General features: G+C 56.2%; 17 protein-coding genes and 1 tRNA gene. 8 read left to right on the forward strand and 10 right to left on the reverse strand.

Translation table 11 applies throughout. The features are described 5' to 3' along the window. The first annotated feature begins 374 nt into the window (after nt 1-374). The 3 genes from WCS52_09385 to WCS52_09395 are packed head-to-tail and all read left to right on the forward strand — an operon-like array spanning nt 375 to nt 3,213. Nucleotides 375-1,685, forward strand: coding sequence for a cytochrome ubiquinol oxidase subunit I (locus WCS52_09385; GenBank protein MEI6167395.1), 1,311 nt, complete (start codon nt 375-377; stop codon nt 1,683-1,685). Between the two features lie 3 nt (nt 1,686-1,688). Beyond that, nucleotides 1,689-2,687, forward strand: a complete 999-nt coding sequence (locus WCS52_09390) for a cytochrome d ubiquinol oxidase subunit II (GenBank protein MEI6167396.1) — start codon at nt 1,689-1,691, stop codon at nt 2,685-2,687. Beyond that, complete coding sequence (locus tag WCS52_09395) at nt 2,665-3,213, forward strand: hypothetical protein (GenBank protein ID MEI6167397.1); 549 nt, start codon at nt 2,665-2,667, stop codon at nt 3,211-3,213. The genes WCS52_09390 and WCS52_09395 overlap by 23 nt, the downstream gene beginning before the upstream one ends. A 37-nt stretch (nt 3,214-3,250) precedes the next feature. Here the strand turns inward: WCS52_09395 and WCS52_09400 are convergent, their stop codons facing one another. Genes WCS52_09400 through WCS52_09415 form a run of 4 tightly spaced genes read right to left on the reverse strand, consistent with a single transcriptional unit; the run spans nt 3,251 to nt 7,042 of the window. Further along, nucleotides 3,251-4,042 carry a methyltransferase domain-containing protein gene (locus WCS52_09400; GenBank protein MEI6167398.1) on the reverse strand — a complete coding sequence of 264 codons (792 nt, stop codon included), beginning with the start codon at nt 4,040-4,042 and terminating at the stop codon, nt 3,251-3,253. Next, a complete protein-coding gene (locus tag WCS52_09405; GenBank protein MEI6167399.1) occupies nt 4,039-4,776 on the reverse strand; it encodes a ubiquinone/menaquinone biosynthesis methyltransferase in 738 nt (245 codons plus the stop codon). Before WCS52_09405 ends, WCS52_09400 begins: the two co-directional genes overlap by 4 nt. Then, nucleotides 4,777-5,967, reverse strand: coding sequence for an NAD(P)/FAD-dependent oxidoreductase (locus WCS52_09410; protein ID MEI6167400.1), 1,191 nt, complete (start codon nt 5,965-5,967; stop codon nt 4,777-4,779). It lies immediately after the preceding gene. 10 nt (nt 5,968-5,977) lie between these two features. After that, nucleotides 5,978-7,042 (reverse strand): 3-oxoacyl-[acyl-carrier-protein] synthase III C-terminal domain-containing protein, encoded by a 1,065-nt coding sequence (locus tag WCS52_09415; protein MEI6167401.1) that lies wholly within the window; start codon nt 7,040-7,042, stop codon nt 5,978-5,980. Between the two features lie 172 nt (nt 7,043-7,214). Here WCS52_09415 and WCS52_09420 point away from each other — a divergent pair, with 172 nt between their 5' ends. Both WCS52_09420 and WCS52_09425 read left to right on the forward strand, forming a co-directional pair. Beyond that, a complete protein-coding gene (locus WCS52_09420; GenBank protein MEI6167402.1) occupies nt 7,215-8,000 on the forward strand; it encodes a ThuA domain-containing protein in 786 nt (261 codons plus the stop codon). Next, nucleotides 7,997-8,878: an HAD family hydrolase gene (locus WCS52_09425; protein ID MEI6167403.1), complete on the forward strand. Its 882-nt coding sequence runs from the start codon at nt 7,997-7,999 to the stop codon at nt 8,876-8,878. The genes WCS52_09420 and WCS52_09425 overlap by 4 nt, the downstream gene beginning before the upstream one ends. A 117-nt stretch (nt 8,879-8,995) precedes the next feature. Here WCS52_09425 and WCS52_09430 read toward each other — a convergent pair whose 3' ends face one another. Beyond that, a complete protein-coding gene (locus WCS52_09430) occupies nt 8,996-10,450 on the reverse strand; it encodes a radical SAM protein (GenBank protein MEI6167404.1) in 1,455 nt (484 codons plus the stop codon). A gap of 105 nt (nt 10,451-10,555) precedes the next feature. Here WCS52_09430 and WCS52_09435 point away from each other — a divergent pair, with 105 nt between their 5' ends. Then, nucleotides 10,556-11,677, forward strand: a complete 1,122-nt coding sequence (locus tag WCS52_09435; GenBank protein MEI6167405.1) for a glycosyltransferase — start codon at nt 10,556-10,558, stop codon at nt 11,675-11,677. Here the strand turns inward: WCS52_09435 and WCS52_09440 are convergent, their stop codons facing one another. Both WCS52_09440 and WCS52_09445 read right to left on the reverse strand, forming a co-directional pair. Next, the gene (locus WCS52_09440; GenBank protein MEI6167406.1) at nt 11,678-12,808 is read right to left on the reverse strand and encodes a phospholipase D-like domain-containing protein; all 1,131 of its coding nucleotides are present in this window, start codon (nt 12,806-12,808) and stop codon (nt 11,678-11,680) included. After that, nucleotides 12,805-13,947 carry a hypothetical protein gene (locus WCS52_09445; protein ID MEI6167407.1) on the reverse strand — a complete coding sequence of 381 codons (1,143 nt, stop codon included), beginning with the start codon at nt 13,945-13,947 and terminating at the stop codon, nt 12,805-12,807. The genes WCS52_09440 and WCS52_09445 overlap by 4 nt, the downstream gene beginning before the upstream one ends. Nucleotides 13,948-14,038: 91 nt before the next feature. Here WCS52_09445 and WCS52_09450 point away from each other — a divergent pair, with 91 nt between their 5' ends. After that, on the forward strand, nt 14,039-14,704 hold the full coding sequence (locus WCS52_09450; protein ID MEI6167408.1) for a hypothetical protein: 666 nt from the start codon (nt 14,039-14,041) through the stop codon (nt 14,702-14,704). A 122-nt stretch (nt 14,705-14,826) separates the two neighbouring features. Next, nucleotides 14,827-14,903 (forward strand) — tRNA-Val (locus tag WCS52_09455). 14 nt (nt 14,904-14,917) lie between these two features. Here the strand turns inward: WCS52_09455 and WCS52_09460 are convergent. The 3 genes from WCS52_09460 to WCS52_09470 all read right to left on the reverse strand — a co-directional run. Then, the gene (locus tag WCS52_09460; GenBank protein ID MEI6167409.1) at nt 14,918-16,144 is read right to left on the reverse strand and encodes a tyrosine-type recombinase/integrase; all 1,227 of its coding nucleotides are present in this window, start codon (nt 16,142-16,144) and stop codon (nt 14,918-14,920) included. Nucleotides 16,145-16,148: 4 nt separating this feature from the next. Continuing rightward, a complete protein-coding gene (locus tag WCS52_09465) occupies nt 16,149-16,499 on the reverse strand; it encodes a helix-turn-helix domain-containing protein (GenBank protein MEI6167410.1) in 351 nt (116 codons plus the stop codon). A gap of 101 nt (nt 16,500-16,600) precedes the next feature. Continuing rightward, nucleotides 16,601-17,153: hypothetical protein (locus tag WCS52_09470; GenBank protein ID MEI6167411.1), on the reverse strand; the 553-nt coding region annotated here is incomplete at its 5' end.

Genomic DNA, 17,153 nt, shown 5'->3' on the forward strand with positions numbered 1-17,153 from the left:
TGGCGGCGGGCTGGGGCGCAGGTCATCCGCGTCCATGCTTACGGATTCGACTTTATGGTGTCGTTCCCGTTCCCGCCAGAAATCACAGCAACGACGCCGGACGATGCCAGGGTCTTTTGTTTTGGCTTATTTCGGCTCTCCGGATGCGACGGAGCGCATCCCTCCATTGTGAAAACACCTGATATTTTCATGATTTCAATTCTTAATGGAGGGTTTCGCTCTGTCGAAACCAGTGCCAAAAGGGCCAAAACAAAAGACCCTGCGGACGATGCGGGAAAGCCAATTTCCTGTTGGCATTCCGCTGTATTGAAGTGTAAATTTGTCCACTTGTATTCTGTCTTGGTGGGGGATTCTTCTGGAAAAGGATGCTGGTTATGACCGAACTAATGATCTCGCGGATGCAGTTTGGGGTTTCGATAGGGATCCATTATCTGTTCCCCATCACCACGCTGGGTTTGACGCTCTTTATTGTTATCTTTGAGACGCTGTATCTCGCCAAGCGCCAGGATCAATACCGGGCGATTTCCGTGTTCCTGGTCAAGCTCCTGAGTCTGGTTTTTGTGGCAGGGGTGGCGACCGGTCTGATGATGCCCTTTTCCATTGGTGCGAACTGGGCCCGTTTTTCCACGTATGCGGGGGCTGTGTTAGGGGCGATCATTTCGGTGGAGGCCATTACCGCGTTTGCGCTCGAATCCGCTTTCATCTCAATCCTTTTGTTTGGGCGCGAACGAGTCTCGCCCTTCGTGTATTGGGTGTCAGCGGTCCTCGTGTTCATCGGGGCGCATCTGTCCGGCTTCTGGATTGTGGCGGCCAACTCCTGGTTGCAAACTCCGGCTGGCTATGTCCTGGAAGATGGCCGCGTCGTGCTGACAAGTTTGAGTCAGGCGCTGTTCAACCCTTCCACCCTGATCCGTTTTGCGCATGTGGTGACGGCGGCCTGGCTGGTAGGCGCTTTTGTCACGGCGGGGATCGCCGCATACTATCTGGCCCGTTCCCGGCATCAAGCCTTTGCCAGAAAACTACTCTCAATCGCCTTGCCGCTGGCACTGGTGCTGGCCGTGTCCCAGCCGATTCTGGGCCATTTTCACATCATGGAGGTGCTGGAAAACAACCCCGAAAAAGATGCCGCCTATGAAGGCATCTTTAAATCAGTCAATGGTGCGCCCTTGCTGCTTTTCGGGATTCCAGATGAGGCGAACCAGGTGATTCACTTTCCTGTGGGCGCGCCCTATGTGTTGAGTTTATTGGAGTCGGGTGATCCGATGGGGCGTGTGAGAGGGCTGGAAGAGTTCCCGCGTGAGACCTGGCCGCCGGTGAATGTGATCTTTACCACCTTTCACCTGATGATTGTGCTGGGGGTGGTGATGATTGCGGTGGCCGCGCTCGGGGTATTCCTGATGTGGCGCAATAAGCTTGATGCCGCCCGGTGGTATCTGCTGCTATTGCCCTGGCTGATGCCGCTTCCCTATCTGGCCAACGAACTGGGTTGGATCGGGACCGAAATCGGGCGTCAACCCTGGCTCATCTATGGCGTGATGCGCACCTCAGACGCATCCACCATTACGCTGCCTCTCTGGCAATTGAGTCTGTCGTTTACCGGCATTCTCCTGGTGTACACGGCAATCACGGTGGTGACGTTTGTTTCGGTACGGAAACTCGTCCGCAAGGGCCCCCAATTAGGATAATTTATGGATATACAGGTTTATCAGAATGGCATGTTTCTTCTGGTCGTTCTGTTTTTCTTTCTCTTCTCCGTGCTGGATGGCTTCGATCTCGGCATCGGGATGATGATCCCCTTTGCCCGGGGCAAGAAAGAGTCGGCCCGGCTGGTATCGCATATTGCTCCGTTCTGGGATGGCAACGAGGTCTGGCTGGTGGTGGGCGCCGGGTTTGTTTTCGGGGCCTTTCCGGCGGTGACGGGGTTGCTGTTAGGGACCGTCTATCTTCCCTTCCTGCTGTTCATGGTCGGGCTCATCCTTCGGGCCATGGCGCTGGAGCACTCCTATCATGATCTTGAACATCAGCGCAGGTTGCACCTAGTGGCGGCCGCCGGCAGTTATCTGGTGGCGGTACTGGGCTTGTTTTTCCTGGGGACCATTCTGCAGGGCCTTCCGTTCGATGGGCCGGGGAAACTGAGCGTCCGGCCGGGAGACTATGTTACGGCCTTTCCGGTGATTTTCACTTTGGCCGGTCTGGTGGTCGTGATGTGGCATGGGGCCACCTATGCCTTGAATCAGGATCCCTCCGAAGCCGGCAAGGCCGCGGCAGGAAAACTCTGGTGGGTGCTGGCCGGCGCAAGCCTGGTGCTGATGGCGGCTTGGTCTATTTTCCTCCCGCAGGCCAAAACGGAGCCATGGGCCATGGCCGGGGGCGGGCTCTGCATGTTCGGGGTGATTGGTGGCCGGTTGTGGCTAGCGCAAGCCGGCTGGGCGTTCAGGTTCTCCTGTATCAATGTCCTGGGACTATGGGTACTGATTGCGGCTTCGTTGTATCCGGCGGTGTTGCCGGCGCGCCACCATCCGGAGTGGAGCCTGACGCTGGCGACCGCATCGGCCCCCCTATCGACGCTGAAACTGTTACTGGGCGCGGGGCTGATTCTGGTGCCTATCGTCATTGCCTACAGCTATTTCACCTATCGGGTTTTCAGGAAAAAGGAGACAGACAATGCAGCAAATGGTCATTTGTAAATCATGCGGGTATATCATGGCACAAAGCAAGCTGGGCGAGGAATGCCCGGCCTGCGGGGTGAAGGCCAAAATGTTTGTGCCGCACGACGAGCGGATCTCTGATAGGCGCAAGCTGCTGTTGGCACTGGATCTTCATCCGATCCTGGTGCATTTCACCCAGGCCTATACGGCGACCATCCTGGTGCTTTCGCTGTTGGCGCTGATGGTGAAGCCCGGCTGGCTTGAGAAGATGTTGGCGGTGGTGACGGTATTGGGCTACGCCCTGCCCTTTACGGTGGTGGCCGTTTTTGCCGCCGGACTGTTTGATGGCAAGGTCCGTTTCCGTAAAATAATGACCCCGTTGCTGATCAAGAAGATGATCCTTGGGGGCGTATTATTCGCTCTGACCTGCGGTGTCTTCGTGTGCGTCTTGTGTCAGCCACTCCCCCTGGCGCTCATCGCCGTATTGAGTGCGGTCGCCATGGGGTGCTCCTCCATCCTCGGGCTCTGGGGCGTCAGCCTCCTGAATTCAAGGTTTCCGGGGTGAGGGAGAGAGTTGCGAGTGGCGAGTCCCGAGTTGAAAGTCAGAATGGAGGGTTTTGCTCCGTCAAAACCTCTTGCTCTCCCCCGACAATGGCCAGACGTGCGGGCCATAAGCGATAGATGGAGACCGGGTGTTTCAAGGTAACGGTGCTCACCATCTGCCTGACCTCCGGTTCAAGGAACCCCCTGCGGATGGAAAGCGCTCCATCTTCCACAATGAATGTGCCCCGGGCCAAAGGAAGCGCCGCCAATCTGAAGGCGTGATAGGCGATCCGGCTGCGGATGAGATCGCTGATGATAAATTGGCGGGGAGCCACCTGGTCGAGAGCTTCCAGTAATTGGCGGCAAGCCGCATCGGGTAAGTGATGCAAGAGGTGTTGAGCGAAGACGTAGTCAGGGGTTCCCCAGCAGGCGGGGTCGCAAGCATCCCCTTCAATCACCTCAATCTCCGGATAGCCGGCATTTGCCTGATGGGCATAGCGCACCATTCGCGGATCCTGTTCAATCGCCCGCACCGTGATTTTGAGTTTCTCCCGGCGGCAGACCCGCACCAGCCAGCGGGCGACATCGCAACCGCCGGCGCCGAGGTCCGTTAATTGGTAAGCCCGTCCAGGCTGGCGTCGTATGTCCGCGAGAACGTAGCGTTGCAGTAACGTCCGGTAGCGGGAGAAGAGAATGTTCGTCAGTTCGAATTGGCGCAACGTGGCAAATAAGATCGTTTGATCGCAGTCAGTCCGGTCCATCTCCTCTACCAAATCCGCCCGCCGCGAAAAATCCAGAACAGAGGCCCTGAACCCTGAACCCTGAACCCTCCCGCCCTTGTCATGCGTCATGGTCGCTTCTCCACCGCCAGGCATTCGATCAGCCCGGCAAAGGCGTAGCGGGTGTGCAGGGGCTCAAGCCCGGTTTTCCTGAGAAGGGCCGCTAATTGGTGGCGGTCAGGATAGCGGGCCAGACTATCGGCAATGTAGGCGTAGACCCGGGGATCGCGATGGAGAAGCCAGCCCCAGGCACTGCCCCAGAGGGTGAGGATCGCGTGACTGATCCCTTGAAGCCAGGGATGGGCGGGCTTGGAAAAATCAAGAAACACAGCCAGCCCGCCCGGTTTGAGGATGCGGTGTATTTCCCGCAGGGCCTCAGGCAAGTCGCCTGCATTCCGCAAGGCGTAACTGCCGGTGACGATATCCACGGAGCTGTCCGCCAGGCCCGTATGGCCCATATCGCCGGCCACATAGCGGACATGAGGGGGGTGTCCATAGTGACGGGCCTGGTCCAGCATGGCCTCGGTGAGGTCAAGGCCGAGCACGGTACCTTCCGGATATTTCACGGCGAGACGCCGGGTGAGGTCTCCGGTGCCGCAGGCGAGATCGAGACAGACGGGGGCGGTCCGTTCGGGAAGGCTGGCCACCAACCGGTCTTTCCAGCAGGCATCGCGGCCGAGGGAAAGGTAACGGGTGGCCTGGTCGTATTGGGGGGCAATCAAGGTAAAGAGGTCCCGGTTGAGGCTCCGGGTCCGTTCTGGCGCGGCGAGATCCTCCCGCATGTTAGATAGAAAGTCGTTGGACATTTATTTATTTATGGGATCGGTATCCGGAATGGTCAGCATGGCGAAATAGGGAGCCAGGTGGTGGCGCAGGGCGGTGCCGAAAAGGAGGTGGCGGATAAAGGCAGTGCGCAAGGCGGCCGCCCGCCGGCCTTTACGGGTGCCCAACCACATGCCACAGGCGGCCCGGTTGGCGGCGACCCGAAAGGCATGCCGCCGGCAATGGTCATAGCGCGTGAAAAGGGGTTCAGGTGAGCCGCCGGTGGCACAGAGGCGTGCGAGGACAGGAGCCAGATGCCAGGCGTCCGCCAGGCCGGTGTTCATGCCCTGCCCGCCGATGGGGCTCATCACGTGGGCGGCATCCCCGCAGAGCGCCACCCGGCCCTTGAAATAGTGGCGGCACAGCCGGCGTTCCGGGGTGAAGGTGGTGACCCATTCCGCGGCTCCGGCTTCAAGCGCGATGCCGGTGACCGCCTCGACGCGTTGCACCAGAGCCGTCGCATTGACCAGCGTGGACTGGGTCTGAATCACCCAGCGGCGTTTCGATTGGGGCAGGGGAAACGATTCAATCGAGCCGGTGGGGGTAAAGAAGAGTCTGGCTTCTCCGGCCCAGGGCGTGGATTCAGGGAAGTCGCCCATTAAGAAGGACGGTTCATACGTTTTGCCATGCATGGGGATGCCCACGAAGGTGCGCATCGGACTGCGGCTCCCGTCGCAGGCGACGGCGAAACGCGCGGATAAGGTGGCGGTGTGGCCGGTGGCGGTGTCGATGGTTTCGATCAGCACCCCTTGTTGGGTCTGGGTGACGCCTCGGGGCTCCTGGCCCAGAAGCAGTCGCACGCGGGGCCAAGCATGGAGTTTGTCGCGTAAAATGCGGACTAAGCTACTTTGCGGGATAGAGAGGACGTAGTTGAAGGGCGGGGGCAGGTCGCTCAAGTCTAATGTCCCCAGCAGTGAGGTTTCCGTCAGGATGCTGGCGCGGGTGACGGCGCAGCCGGCCTGGCGGACCGGTCCGGCCAGATCAAGGTGATTCAGGCGATTCAGCGAGGGGGGCATGACGCCGATGGCCATGGAGGAGGGGGACAGTTCAAGCCGCTTTTCCAGCAGCAAACAGGACAGCCCCTGTTGTCCCAGGAGATTGGCCAGGAACGTTCCGCTCGGACCCGCACCCGACACAATCACGTCGGCATCATAAGCATTTTGGGGACTGGACATGGGACGTCTTTTAGAGGAATTCGATGAGCATGGCGAAGGCGGAGAAGCCGGCGCCGAATGAGAGCAGAACGCCCCGGTCGCCGGCCTTGGGGTGACCTTGCTCGATGATCTGTTTCAAGGCGAACATGACGGAAGGGGATGACATGTTGCCATAGGTCCGGAAGACGTTGAGTGAATATTGGAGCGCGCTGGCGTCCAACCCCAGATCGCGTCCCACCTGGTCCAGGACGGCGGTACCCCCGGCATGGACCGCCCACCAGGAGATATCCTGGCGCGTCATCTGATGCTGGGTCAGCAGGGCGGTCAGGGCCTCGCCTGCGAGTTTGGCCCCGATTACCGGAACACGGGTCGTGAGCACATTGCGCAGCCGACCGGTTTCCTGCCGGTAGCGAAGCTGTTCGCGATATTTGGGGTGGATGCTGGAGGTGCTGCCCAGGATACGCATCAGGCCGGTGGGGTTGGACAGCGTCGACTCCTTTTGCAGGATGACGGCGGCGGCCCCATCGCCAAAGATGCAGTTACTTACAATCAGGGCCGGGTCAGCGCCCATGAACAGGGTGGCGCTGCAGGCTTCCACGGCCACACTCAACCAGGGACGGCCCCCATGGGCGGCCAGCAAGGCCGCCGCCGTGTCGATGTTGGGCAGGGCCCCGCCACAGCCCATGCCGGCAATATCCAGGGTTTTGACGGACGAGGGGAGCCCGAGGTCTTCCACCAGGTAGGATGACAGGCCCGGGCATAAATAGCCGGTACAGGTATTCACAATCACGCCGCCCAGGTCATGGGGCGATAGACCCGCTTCCGTCATGGCCTTGCTGGCCGCCGAGGCGCCGGTCTGCCGGGCATATTTGACAAACCGTTCGTTCAGACGGTCAGGATTCGTTTCGCAGGCATCCTCAGCGCAGTCCAGTCCGAAATAGCGGCCTTGAATAGGGCCATCGATCAGGAGTTTGTGATAGAGGGAGTGCTCATCGGGGGTCAGGGCGAAGTGGGACGTATAAAATTCATAGGCTTCCCGCTGCGTCGCATAGTACGGGGGATTGGCAGTAGCAGGAATACGAAGGATGGTTTGCACAATGACTCTTTCTATCTGACAGCCGGGATCACGTTTAAAGGATGGGGGAAACTATCCTAGCCGAGGCCGGATTTGTCAAGGTTCGCATTACGTTTTGCCTAGCCAGTAGGATGAATGTCAGGCATGATTATCTCTTGTTTTGCGCAAATCAATCAATTCAAGGAGACCTAAAATGAGTGCAAAAATCAGGGTAACGATCTGGAACGAATTCCGGCATGAGAAATCGAATGAAATCGTTAAAAAACTGTATCCGCTCGGCTTGCACAAGGCGATTGCCGATGGCATCAGCGCGTCTGATCTGGAGATCCGGCTGGCGTCACTCGATGAGCCGGAGCACGGGCTGACCCAGAACGTGGTCGATAGTACCGATGTCCTGCTCTGGTGGGGGCATTGCGCCCATGCTGAAGTCAAAGATGAAATCGTCCAGCGCGTCCAGAAGCGCGTGCTGGAAGGGATGGGACTGATTGTGCTCCACTCCGGCCATTTCTCTAAAATTTTCAAAGCGATGATGGGCACGAACTGTTCCTTGAAGTGGCGTGAAGTCGGGGAGAAGGAGCGTCTTTGGAATATTGAGCCGTCCCATCCGATCACCCAGGGCATCGGCGAGTATTTTGAGTTGCCCCATGCTGAAATGTATGGTGAACGCTTTGACATCCCCCAGGATGGCAAAATCATTTTCATCTCCTGGTTTGAGGGCGGGGAAGTCTTCCGTAGCGGCGTGGCGTTTGAGCGCGGACATGGCAAGGTCTTCTATTTCCGGCCCGGCCATGAAACCTATCCGATTTACTACGACAAGAACGTGTTGAAAGTGATCGGCAATGCGGTCCGCTGGGCCAAGCCCCTGACCTATCAAGAGCATGCGGCGCCCAATGCCCAGCCGCTGGAAGTGATCAAAACGCCGAATCCCCACAAGGTGAGCGCCGGGATTGTTCAGGATATCAGCGGAAAAGCCAAGTGAGCGGGTTAGTCAGGACGCTGAGGGAGTTCCGGCCGGCTCATGAGTTTTTCATCGGGATTGATTCCGATGGCTGTGCCTTTGATACGATGGAGATCAAACAGAAGCAGTGCTTTCTACCCAATAATATCAAATATTTCGGATTGGAGCCGATTGCCGGATACGCGCGGGACGCGACGGAATTCGTCAACCTGTACTCCAAGGAGCGGGGCAGCAACCGGTATCCGGCGATTCTTTCGGTGCTGGGCTGGCTCTCCAAACGCAGGGAAGTCATTCAGCAGGGCATCACCGTGCCGGATCTCCCGCGGTTGCGGCAATGGGTGCGGGCGGAGGCCCAGCTTAGCAAAAGCGCCTTGCGCTCACTGGTCGATAAAACAGGGGATGCGGAACTGCGGAACGTACTCGCCTGGTCGGAGGCGGTGGATGCGACGATCGAGGACATTGTGAAGGGCGTGCCGCTGTTCCCCTTTGTGCGGGAATCGCTGGCAAAGGCTTTCCCGAAGGCCGACATCATGGTGGTCTCCCAGACCCCGCTTGAGGCGTTGGAGCGTGAGTGGACCGAGCATGGGGTGATTCAGTACGTTCGCGTCATCGCCGGACAGGAGCATGGCACGAAGACCGAGCACATTGCTCTGGCGGCCAAGGGCAAATATGCCACGGATAAAATCATGATGATCGGGGATGCCCAGGGAGACTACCGGGCGGCCACGGAGAATGGCGTCTGCTTCTTTCCCATTGTCCCCGGCAAGGAAAAAGCCTCCTGGCAGCGGTTCCTGAACGAATCCCTCGATAAATTCCTGGCCGGCACCTACCGTGGCGAGTATGAAGCGGCGTTGATAAAAGAATTCGATGCGGCCCTGCCTGCCTGCCCCAGTTGGTAGGTTTAGATACAGGGGCGGCCAGCGGCGCGAATCTGGTTTTGACAGAGCAAAACCCTCCATCGATAAAAATGGAGGGTTTTGCTCTGTCAAAACCAGGGTTAGGATGTAACGAGTAAGCTAGTACGTCCGCCCCATCGCCCGGCGCAGCTTATACAGCATGATGCCCCAGAGGTAGACAAAGAAGCCCAGCTCTCCGCTGCTCATTTTCAGGCGGAAGATGTGGGTATAGCCCTTGAAGCCGCGATAGATGAGATTGTAGACAAGGTTGTTAGGCCACTTGATCAGGCGGCGCGCCAGGGGGATCAGGGCCGGGAACTCAATACAGAGCGCAAAGAACTTGTGCAGGTTCTCAAACTCGCGCTTCGTCTGGCCCTTGTTGATGGGGGACTCGACCTGATAGGACGCATGTTGCTTGTGGGTCGCGTCCAGATAGCCTTTTTTGACGCAATAATGCCAAAGCGCGGTGCGGGGATAGGGTTGGAAAATGGAGGCCCAGGCGTAAGCGGGTTTGACCCGTGCGTTGACCGCAATGGTCTCGAAGGCATTCTCCACTGTCTCGTCCGGCAACCCGACCATATTCTGGGTCATAATGGAAATGCCGTATTTGTGGAACAAATCTGCCGCTTCGACGATTTTGGCATTCGTCATGTCGCGATTAAGCACGATTTTGCGGAGTTCCTCGTTGCCGCTCTCAATGCCCATGGCGATGGTGACGCAATTGGCCAGCTTGAGGGACTTGACCACCTCTTCATTCACGAGGTTGGCACGGACGTAGCAGATCATGGGCAGGCCCACCCGCTTGCTGTAGACCTCGGCGAACTCCTTGAGCCAGACACGGTTCATGATGAAAAGGTCATCGTGGAAATACACAATCTTGAGCGGGTAGTGCTTGCGAACCTCTTCCAATTCCTGGACGACGTTCTCCACGCTGCGTAGCCGGCAATATTGTGTCTCGTTGGCTTCCTCGCGATACATCTTCTTCAGCTTGTGGTTAAAGCAGTAGGCGCAGTCATAGGGACAGCCACGGCCGGCAAGGAAGTGCTTCACGCTGCTGTGGGCATAGGCGTAATACTTCAGGAATGAGGCCCGGTTGGGGAAGGGGAGCGAGTCCAGCGAGTGATTCAGCGGCATGATCTGGTTCTTGATCACTTCGCCATTCTTTTTGACCCAAAGGTTGGGGAGCATCGAATAATCCTCACCCGCCTGCATCTTGTTCAATAAAGCCACGATCGCATCGTCACCCTCCCCGCGGCAGATGATGTCGACCTCGGGTTCGTCAATGATCTCGGGGAAAAACGTGGGATGCGGACCGCCCAGGATGGAAATGAACGTGGCGTGTTTGCGGAGGCGGCGGATAAGTTCCAGGTAATAGGGCTCTGAACCGCTGGTGACCGAGAAGCCGATCACGTCCGGCTTGTATTCGGCGACGGCCTTGAACAGGTTGGGTTCCAGGTTGGTCAGGAACAGGTCCGACTCATGGCCATGCTTTTTGACATTGGCGATCAGGCACATGATCCCCATGGGGTCGGTGATATCAAGTGAGGCCGTTTTATAGACAAATAAACACTTCATTGGTATAAGCCCGTGTAATCGTTGTAAGTAATCCGTACAAAAAGCGTCGACAATATATTCGGTCAGGACGGCGGCAACAAGTTAAATGAATGGGAAGCAGGCTGAATGAATAGAATTACCGTACTTCACCTGTGTGAACATTTTGGCGATAAGCAGGTCTCTTTTCATGGGGTCTCACGGCTGTTTGAGCTCTGGCTTCCCGCCTTTGACGCCAGCCGGTTCAAGGTGCTTTTGTGCAGCCGGAAAGGACCTGGAGAGTTGGCGGATCTCCGGCTCAGGGCGGCCGGCATTGAGCCGCTCTACCTCGGGTATGGCAAGATGGACCCCCGGAACCTGTTCAAGCTGATCGGGATCATGCGGCGTGCGGACGTGGATATCCTCCATGTCCACGGCTATGGCGCCTCGACGTGGGGCCGGATTGCCGGCGTTCTGCTGCGTAAGCCGGTGATTGTCCACGAACATTGCAACTATGGAACGGTGCCGGTCTTTCAGCGTCCGGTGGAGTGGCTGTTAGGTCACTTCACCCGTTATGCCTATGCCGTCTCTGAATCCACCCGCACCTTTACCGTGGAGAAGCGTCATATTCCGGCGGCGCTGGTGGAGACGCTGTATAGCGGGATTCCCCTGGCCCAGATTCGCAAGGCGGATCCGGAGTGGGTGCGGGCCTTCCGCGCGGAGCAGGGCCGGAAGCCCTCCGATAAAATCCTGGGAGTGGTGGGACGGCTCGAAAGTCACAAGGGGCATCTGGATGCCTTCAAGGCGTTGCAGGGGATATTGAAAAAACGAGCGGATGTCTATCTGTGGGTGCTGGGGAACGGCCGATATGAAGAGAGGCTGCGCGAGTGGGTTAAGGAAAACGGTCTGACGGATCGCATCACTTTTCTCGGCTACCGGAATGACGTGGTCAAGGTGATCCAATGCTTTGACGTCCAGCTTTTCCCGAGTCATCAGGAGGGCACGCCCAGTACCTTGTTCGAGGGGATGGCGGTGGGCAATGCCTGTGTGGCCTCCACGGCGGACGGTCAGGGCGAGATTCTGTCCCATGAGAAGGAGGCCCTGCTGTTCGCGCCGGGTGATGTGGAGGAGATGACCCGGCATACCCTGCGTCTGCTGGATGATCCCGGCCTGATGAAGCACCTGCGTCAGCAGGCCCTGGTCCGCATTCAGGCGTTTGACATGAAGCGCTGCCTCGACCAGATGGAACGCAAGTACGAAGAGATTGTGTGATTACCGCATTCGTGAAATCTGGCGGTTGGCCAGGAAGAAATCAAGGCGGGCGAGCAGGAAGTGCGAGAGGCGCTCGAGCAGTTTTTCCCAATAACTTCGGGATTTTCCCCAGATGGCCGGATTGATTTTCCGGCAATGGGGCAGATAGCTGCGGAAGATTTCGCGCGCCTCCTGGGCCAGGCGCCCGTCTTCGATCCGGATCAGTAATTCGTAATTGATGCTCAGGCTGCGGGTATCCAGGTTGGCGGACCCGACATACACCACCTTGTCGGCCACAATCAGTTTGGTGTGGAGGATCTGGGCATGATATTCCTGAATTCCCACGCCGGCCTTCAGCAGGCGTTGGTACAGGGCGCGTCCGGCATAACGGGACATGGCGACATCCGTTTTGCCGGCGGTGATGATCTGCACATCCCGGCCCTGGCGCGCAGACCGGATCAGGCTTTTGCGGATCCGGCGGGTGGGCAGGAAGTAGGCCGAGATGATGCGGATGGAGCGGGCGTGCTGGAGATCCCGCAGTAACGCGAGCTTGATGGTGTTGTCGATTCCGCCGGGGCCGCTGGCCAGAAGCGAGGGGACCGGCCCCTCCTGTTTGCGCTTGAGAAACCTGGGGCGCCGCAATCGCAGGCGGGGCAGTTGGTGATGCCTGAATTGAGCGATCGTGAACATCCGTTCAAAGGAGGCGGCCAGATCGCGCACGACGTGGCCGGTCAGGCGCAGGCCGAGATCCCGCCACCCGTGGGTCACCCCGTCGCCCGTTTCACTGGAGGAGATATTAAAGCCACTCACGAAGCCCGCCTTGTTGTCACAGACCAGGCATTTTCGGTGATTCCGGAAGGCGATGCGGTTGAGCGACAGGGGGTTGAAATAAGCCACCTCGCCCCCTGCGGTGCGAACCGATTCCCAGTAATCGGAGGGCAGGTTCATGGACCCAAAGGCATCCAGCAGGACTTTAACCCGCACCCCACGGTTCAGGGCGGCCAGCAGCGCTTTCCGGATATCATCGCCCGGATAGCCGGCATCATAAATGTAGGTTTCCAGCCGGACCGACTCTTTTGCTTTTTCAATTTCCGAGAGGAGGGCGCGATAGAAGGCATCGCCCGTCTGATACCACTGGTAGGGAGCATTCATGTCTCTAACATCTGGCTGAGGGTCAGCAGGAAATCGCGGTTATCGGCGCTGAGGTAACGCATCTCTCCGCCCATGCGGCTGAAGGTTTTGCAGTAGCGCAGGTAGTAGGCCGGGTTGTCCTTGGGGGGCTCACCCTGCGTCTGCCAGTCCCAGGTGGATTCCGCCAGGTCAACCACCACAATAAAATGGCGGCGGATCGGGGGCCCGGCCTGAAGGGCGAGGTTCTGCGACATGGAGAGCGCCTTTTCGAAGATCATGGGGGACATCACGGCGGAGCCCACGGACAGGTACACGCCACCCTCAATCTGGCTGATGGAATGAGTGAACGACATGAAATCCCTGAGGGCCGTCCGGCCAATGGCGGCGCCGTGATTCATGGGGTGGTTATAGATGATGTCGTGCCCGATCATCGGGTGGCCGGTAAACGGGATCCTGAGGCGCGCCGCTGCGGCCTGGGCGCTGTAGGCCTTGAACGGATGTGGCACGGCCATGAATCCCGGCTTCAGTTTGAACGTGCGGATCGTGCCCAGCAGATCCGCCGCCGCGGCCACCCGGTCTGCCGTCGCGCTCAGGCTCCGGATTTCTTCCATCAGCGCGGCCTCCGAGGGAAGGGTCAGCCCCTCGCACTCCATCAGCTTGCCCACGGATTCGCCATAGCCGAGGCCCTCATAGGCGCCGACGATGATCGCGAGATTGAGGAAGAATCCGGTTTCCTGCCAGATGCCGAACTCGCCGCGGGCGACATTGGATTTGACGTCCTCACTGCTCTGGCCGAGATAGGCAAATTCCCAGTCGTGAATAATGCCGGCGCCATTGGTGGCCAGATGTGTGAGCCAGCCTTTTTCCATCAGTTTAATCAGTACAGGGGCCAGTCCGTTCTTGATGGTATGGGCCCCGAAGGCCATGACGACGGGTTTCCCGGCCTGACGGGCCGAACGGATCCGTGCCACCGTTTCCGTCATCAGCTTCATGGCGGGCTCGGCCAGTGGGGCCGGGGATTGGTCCGGATTGACGTGGTCTTTTTCGATAACAAGCTTGTTGGGCCGCTGGGCCAGTGACTTGACAATCAACTTACTGCGATCAAATTGCGGATAAGGCATGGTGAACGTCTCCTGATAAATGGACTGTAAGACAAGCATGCAAAACGGTCAACGTCCTTCCATGCCGCTTTCCTAGTTCTTGCCAATCTGGTATACCGTTTTTTCCTGAGGTGATGGAAAGGACTGAAATGTGAAGAGCCACCTATTAGCATGTTTACTCCCGCTGTTGTTTGCTTCCTGCCGGACACTGACTCCTGCCAATCCAGAGGAAGTCGCGCGGGTTCGGGTCGCTTGTGAAACGGCTCGAACGCAAGCCTATGAAGCCAGGCAGTCATGGGTTTTCGAGTTCAATCACCACTGGTGGCAACCTGCCCGCCAGCTGACGGCACTGGGCTATGCGAAGGTGGATCCGGGGACGGGGGACTATGAAGGGGTGTGTGAGTCGACGACAGTGGGCAAGTTGTTTGATGTCATGCGGACGAATGGAGAAATAAATGTCTGGCTGACCAGTGCCGTTTTCGGAGACCCGCAAAAGGCGGGGAAAATCATCGGGGAGGACATCAGCCGGTTGTTTTTTGATTGGGTGCCGCCGCCGGAGGCGACGGTCTGCCGGAAAGGCGATCATCTCGTATTCCGGAGCCGGCATGATCGGGACTGGAGCGAATACGAATTTGACATCGTCACCACGCGTCTGGTGGGTAAAACGATCTGCCAGAATAGTTGGCTCAGCACCGTGACCTTTGACGAGTATCAACGTTATTCCTGCGGCCAATACCCGACCGTCATGAAGCTGATCAATCACAAGCAGGGTTACTCCCTGACCGTGCGCAACGTGAATATCCGTCCGGCCAGATAGGCAGGGCCGGGTTATGGGCCAGTCGATGAACCCATTACAACAACACCCATAACTATTTCCTCCCAAAAACACCCCCGCTATTGACAGGCGGTAGGCTGATCCCTATAGTTTGCCATCTTTTCGGGCGATTAGCTCAGTTGGTTAGAGCACTACCTTGACATGGTAGGGGTCGTAGGTTCGAGTCCTATATCGCCTACCATAACTCGTTCATATTCAACGGGTTATGGCGACAGTTTTTCCATCTATTTCACTCTCCAATTCGGTGACAGGTTTGGTGACAGGTTTTTGCCCGTTTTTGTCTCCGTTTTGACTCGCACTTATTTCAGCCGCCTTACTCTGAGCCATAATAAAGTTTAGTTTTTCAGAAATAAAACTAACCGCCGCCTTGCTTGCCTCATCAACTGGCGCAACATATCGGTCAGTCGTTTGGATCTTGGAATGCCCCATTACCTGCTTGAGAATTGACTGGTTGATTCCGCCAATTGCTTGAATGGTCGCAAATAAATGGCGCAACGCATATGGGGGAGGGGGTTTGGCAATTCCAACTTTCCTGCACAACCTTTGGAATCTCTGGCGGTAGGATCTGGCTATATATGGGTTGCCGTCTGCATTCAGGAAAATATATTCGGCGTTTGGATGGGATTGAACGGCACGAAGATAGATCTCAGCAGCGGCACTACTCAAGGGCACTTTTCTAGGCTTGGGGTAGATGGAATGCTTTGCCGTCTTATGCTTTTCAATTAATAAAAAATAGCCGCCGGTCAAATCTGAAATAACTTGGTTCGGTTTTAACAGCCTGAGTTCCTGCGGTCTCAAGCCAGTTAGAATGCTGAAAGTAATCATGTCCTTGAAATCAGGAGGAGCCGCATTGAATAGTGCCGCAATATCATCCGTAGTCACCAGTTTCGTGCTTGAAGGATTGAATTTGATTTCGGGAAAATGTTTGACGGGCATATTACAAACGTCGTTTCTCTCGCCCCAAATCAGCATGGTCTTAACGTGGCGCAACGCTTCGCTACCATGATTGATTGAGAGTTTGGACTGCTTGCCCGCCCACGTCCTGAAATCCTCAAGTTTGGATATGGTAATGCCAGAGACCATTGAGGGGCCGGTAAACGCCAGAAATTGATTCAAGTAATGCTGCCTGATATCAAGCGTCCCTTTTGCTCTGTTGCTTTCCATCCATGCAAGGTGGCGGTGTATTAACTCTTCAAGACGAATATCTTTTTTGCCACTACTCGATTGAACCTGTGAAGACTCATGGGTTGCGAATGAGATTTCCCCTTTGGCGATTTTGGCTTCCAGGTTCTTGAGGTCATCTTCGGATTGCTTCTTTGAAGTCCCGAAACGAAACCTTTTTATTACGCCATCGATTTGAATACGTGCGGAGTAGTATCCATTTCGGGGGTCTCTGGTAAGGGTATGTTTTTGACTCTTCACCTGATCAACTTGCCTTCTTGAAGAATTTGGAGTTCGCAATGCTGTCAGGTAATGGCGATAAGGCTTTTGGCTCCGATACATATGAAGTAGCGGCTGAGACGGAGACCAAGCCATAATTACCAGTAAGGAACGCCTCTAAGTCAATTTCAGAGACAAGAACTTTACCGTTAATCCATATGACAGGTATTTTTCCTGCTTGGATGATCCTTCGTAAAGTTGTTGCTCCGATACCCATAAGTTTTGATGCTTCCTTGACTGAATACTTTTTTTGAAAAATTAACCCATTAGCGGGAACAGCAGTAGCATTCCCCGGATGTGTAATTTTCGAAATTAGATTTTTGCATATTCTTCCCATTCCCACCTTTCCCAGCCCGTTAAAACCAAACGGCAATCTAGGGCTCTAGTCATTGCCGCCGTTGTTAGCCCCGCCGACTTTTATGCAAGCGGGTATATTTTTCAAATGTCCAAACCTCTTTCGGCAGGTCTATCTAACCCGACAACCTCTTTAATCGAGTCCTTGAATTTGATTATCGGGTCATCCTTGTATCGCCCATAAAGTTCACGCAAATAGTCATCCGTTTGTTCCGCCAACAATTCATTCGCCCTATTCTTTGCGTCTACATCGCCAGGACAATTCAAGGAGATAGCAGCACGAAGACCATTTACCCTTCCCAACCAAATTGAATCGGTGACGTAGGGACGGGTTGCTTGAATAACTCGGTCAATTTTGAGATCCAACATAGGTTCGCTTGAGACACTTGTTTGATAACCCTGAGAATGTGCCCATTTCAATGATGCCAACCGTTCCTCGAATTTAGGGGCTTTATTTTCCCAATACTTCAAGACATCGTCATCCATTGATCCAATCGTAAATCGGAAAAGCATCTGTGACTTATAGGGCTCCAATTCCTTGCATAATGTCTTGATACAGGAGAGAACCGGCTTGCTTACGATTAGGACATCATTTCCTGCCGCCAATAACTTTTTCAATACCACTAAATATTCCGCT

Source organism: bacterium, assembly GCA_037128595.1.
Classification (GTDB): Bacteria; Verrucomicrobiota; Kiritimatiellia; order CAIKKV01; family CAITUY01; genus JAABPW01.

Coding starts and splice junctions, on each gene's coding strand:
- WCS52_09390 (MEI6167396.1), top strand. CDS start 1,689: ATGGATATACAGGTTTATCAGAATGGCATGTTTCTTCTGGTCGTTCTG.
- WCS52_09385 (MEI6167395.1), top strand. CDS start 375: ATGACCGAACTAATGATCTCGCGGATGCAGTTTGGGGTTTCGATAGGG.
- WCS52_09410 (MEI6167400.1), bottom strand. CDS start 5,967: ATGTCCAGTCCCCAAAATGCTTATGATGCCGACGTGATTGTGTCGGGT.
- WCS52_09440 (MEI6167406.1), bottom strand. CDS start 12,808: ATGAATGCTCCCTACCAGTGGTATCAGACGGGCGATGCCTTCTATCGC.
- WCS52_09420 (MEI6167402.1), top strand. CDS start 7,215: ATGAGTGCAAAAATCAGGGTAACGATCTGGAACGAATTCCGGCATGAG.
- WCS52_09430 (MEI6167404.1), bottom strand. CDS start 10,450: ATGAAGTGTTTATTTGTCTATAAAACGGCCTCACTTGATATCACCGAC.
- WCS52_09405 (MEI6167399.1), bottom strand. CDS start 4,776: ATGTCCAACGACTTTCTATCTAACATGCGGGAGGATCTCGCCGCGCCA.
- WCS52_09435 (MEI6167405.1), top strand. CDS start 10,556: ATGAATAGAATTACCGTACTTCACCTGTGTGAACATTTTGGCGATAAG.
- WCS52_09465 (MEI6167410.1), bottom strand. CDS start 16,499: ATGGGAAGAATATGCAAAAATCTAATTTCGAAAATTACACATCCGGGG.
- WCS52_09445 (MEI6167407.1), bottom strand. CDS start 13,947: ATGCTTGTCTTACAGTCCATTTATCAGGAGACGTTCACCATGCCTTAT.
- WCS52_09400 (MEI6167398.1), bottom strand. CDS start 4,042: ATGACGCATGACAAGGGCGGGAGGGTTCAGGGTTCAGGGTTCAGGGCC.
- WCS52_09395 (MEI6167397.1), top strand. CDS start 2,665: ATGCAGCAAATGGTCATTTGTAAATCATGCGGGTATATCATGGCACAA.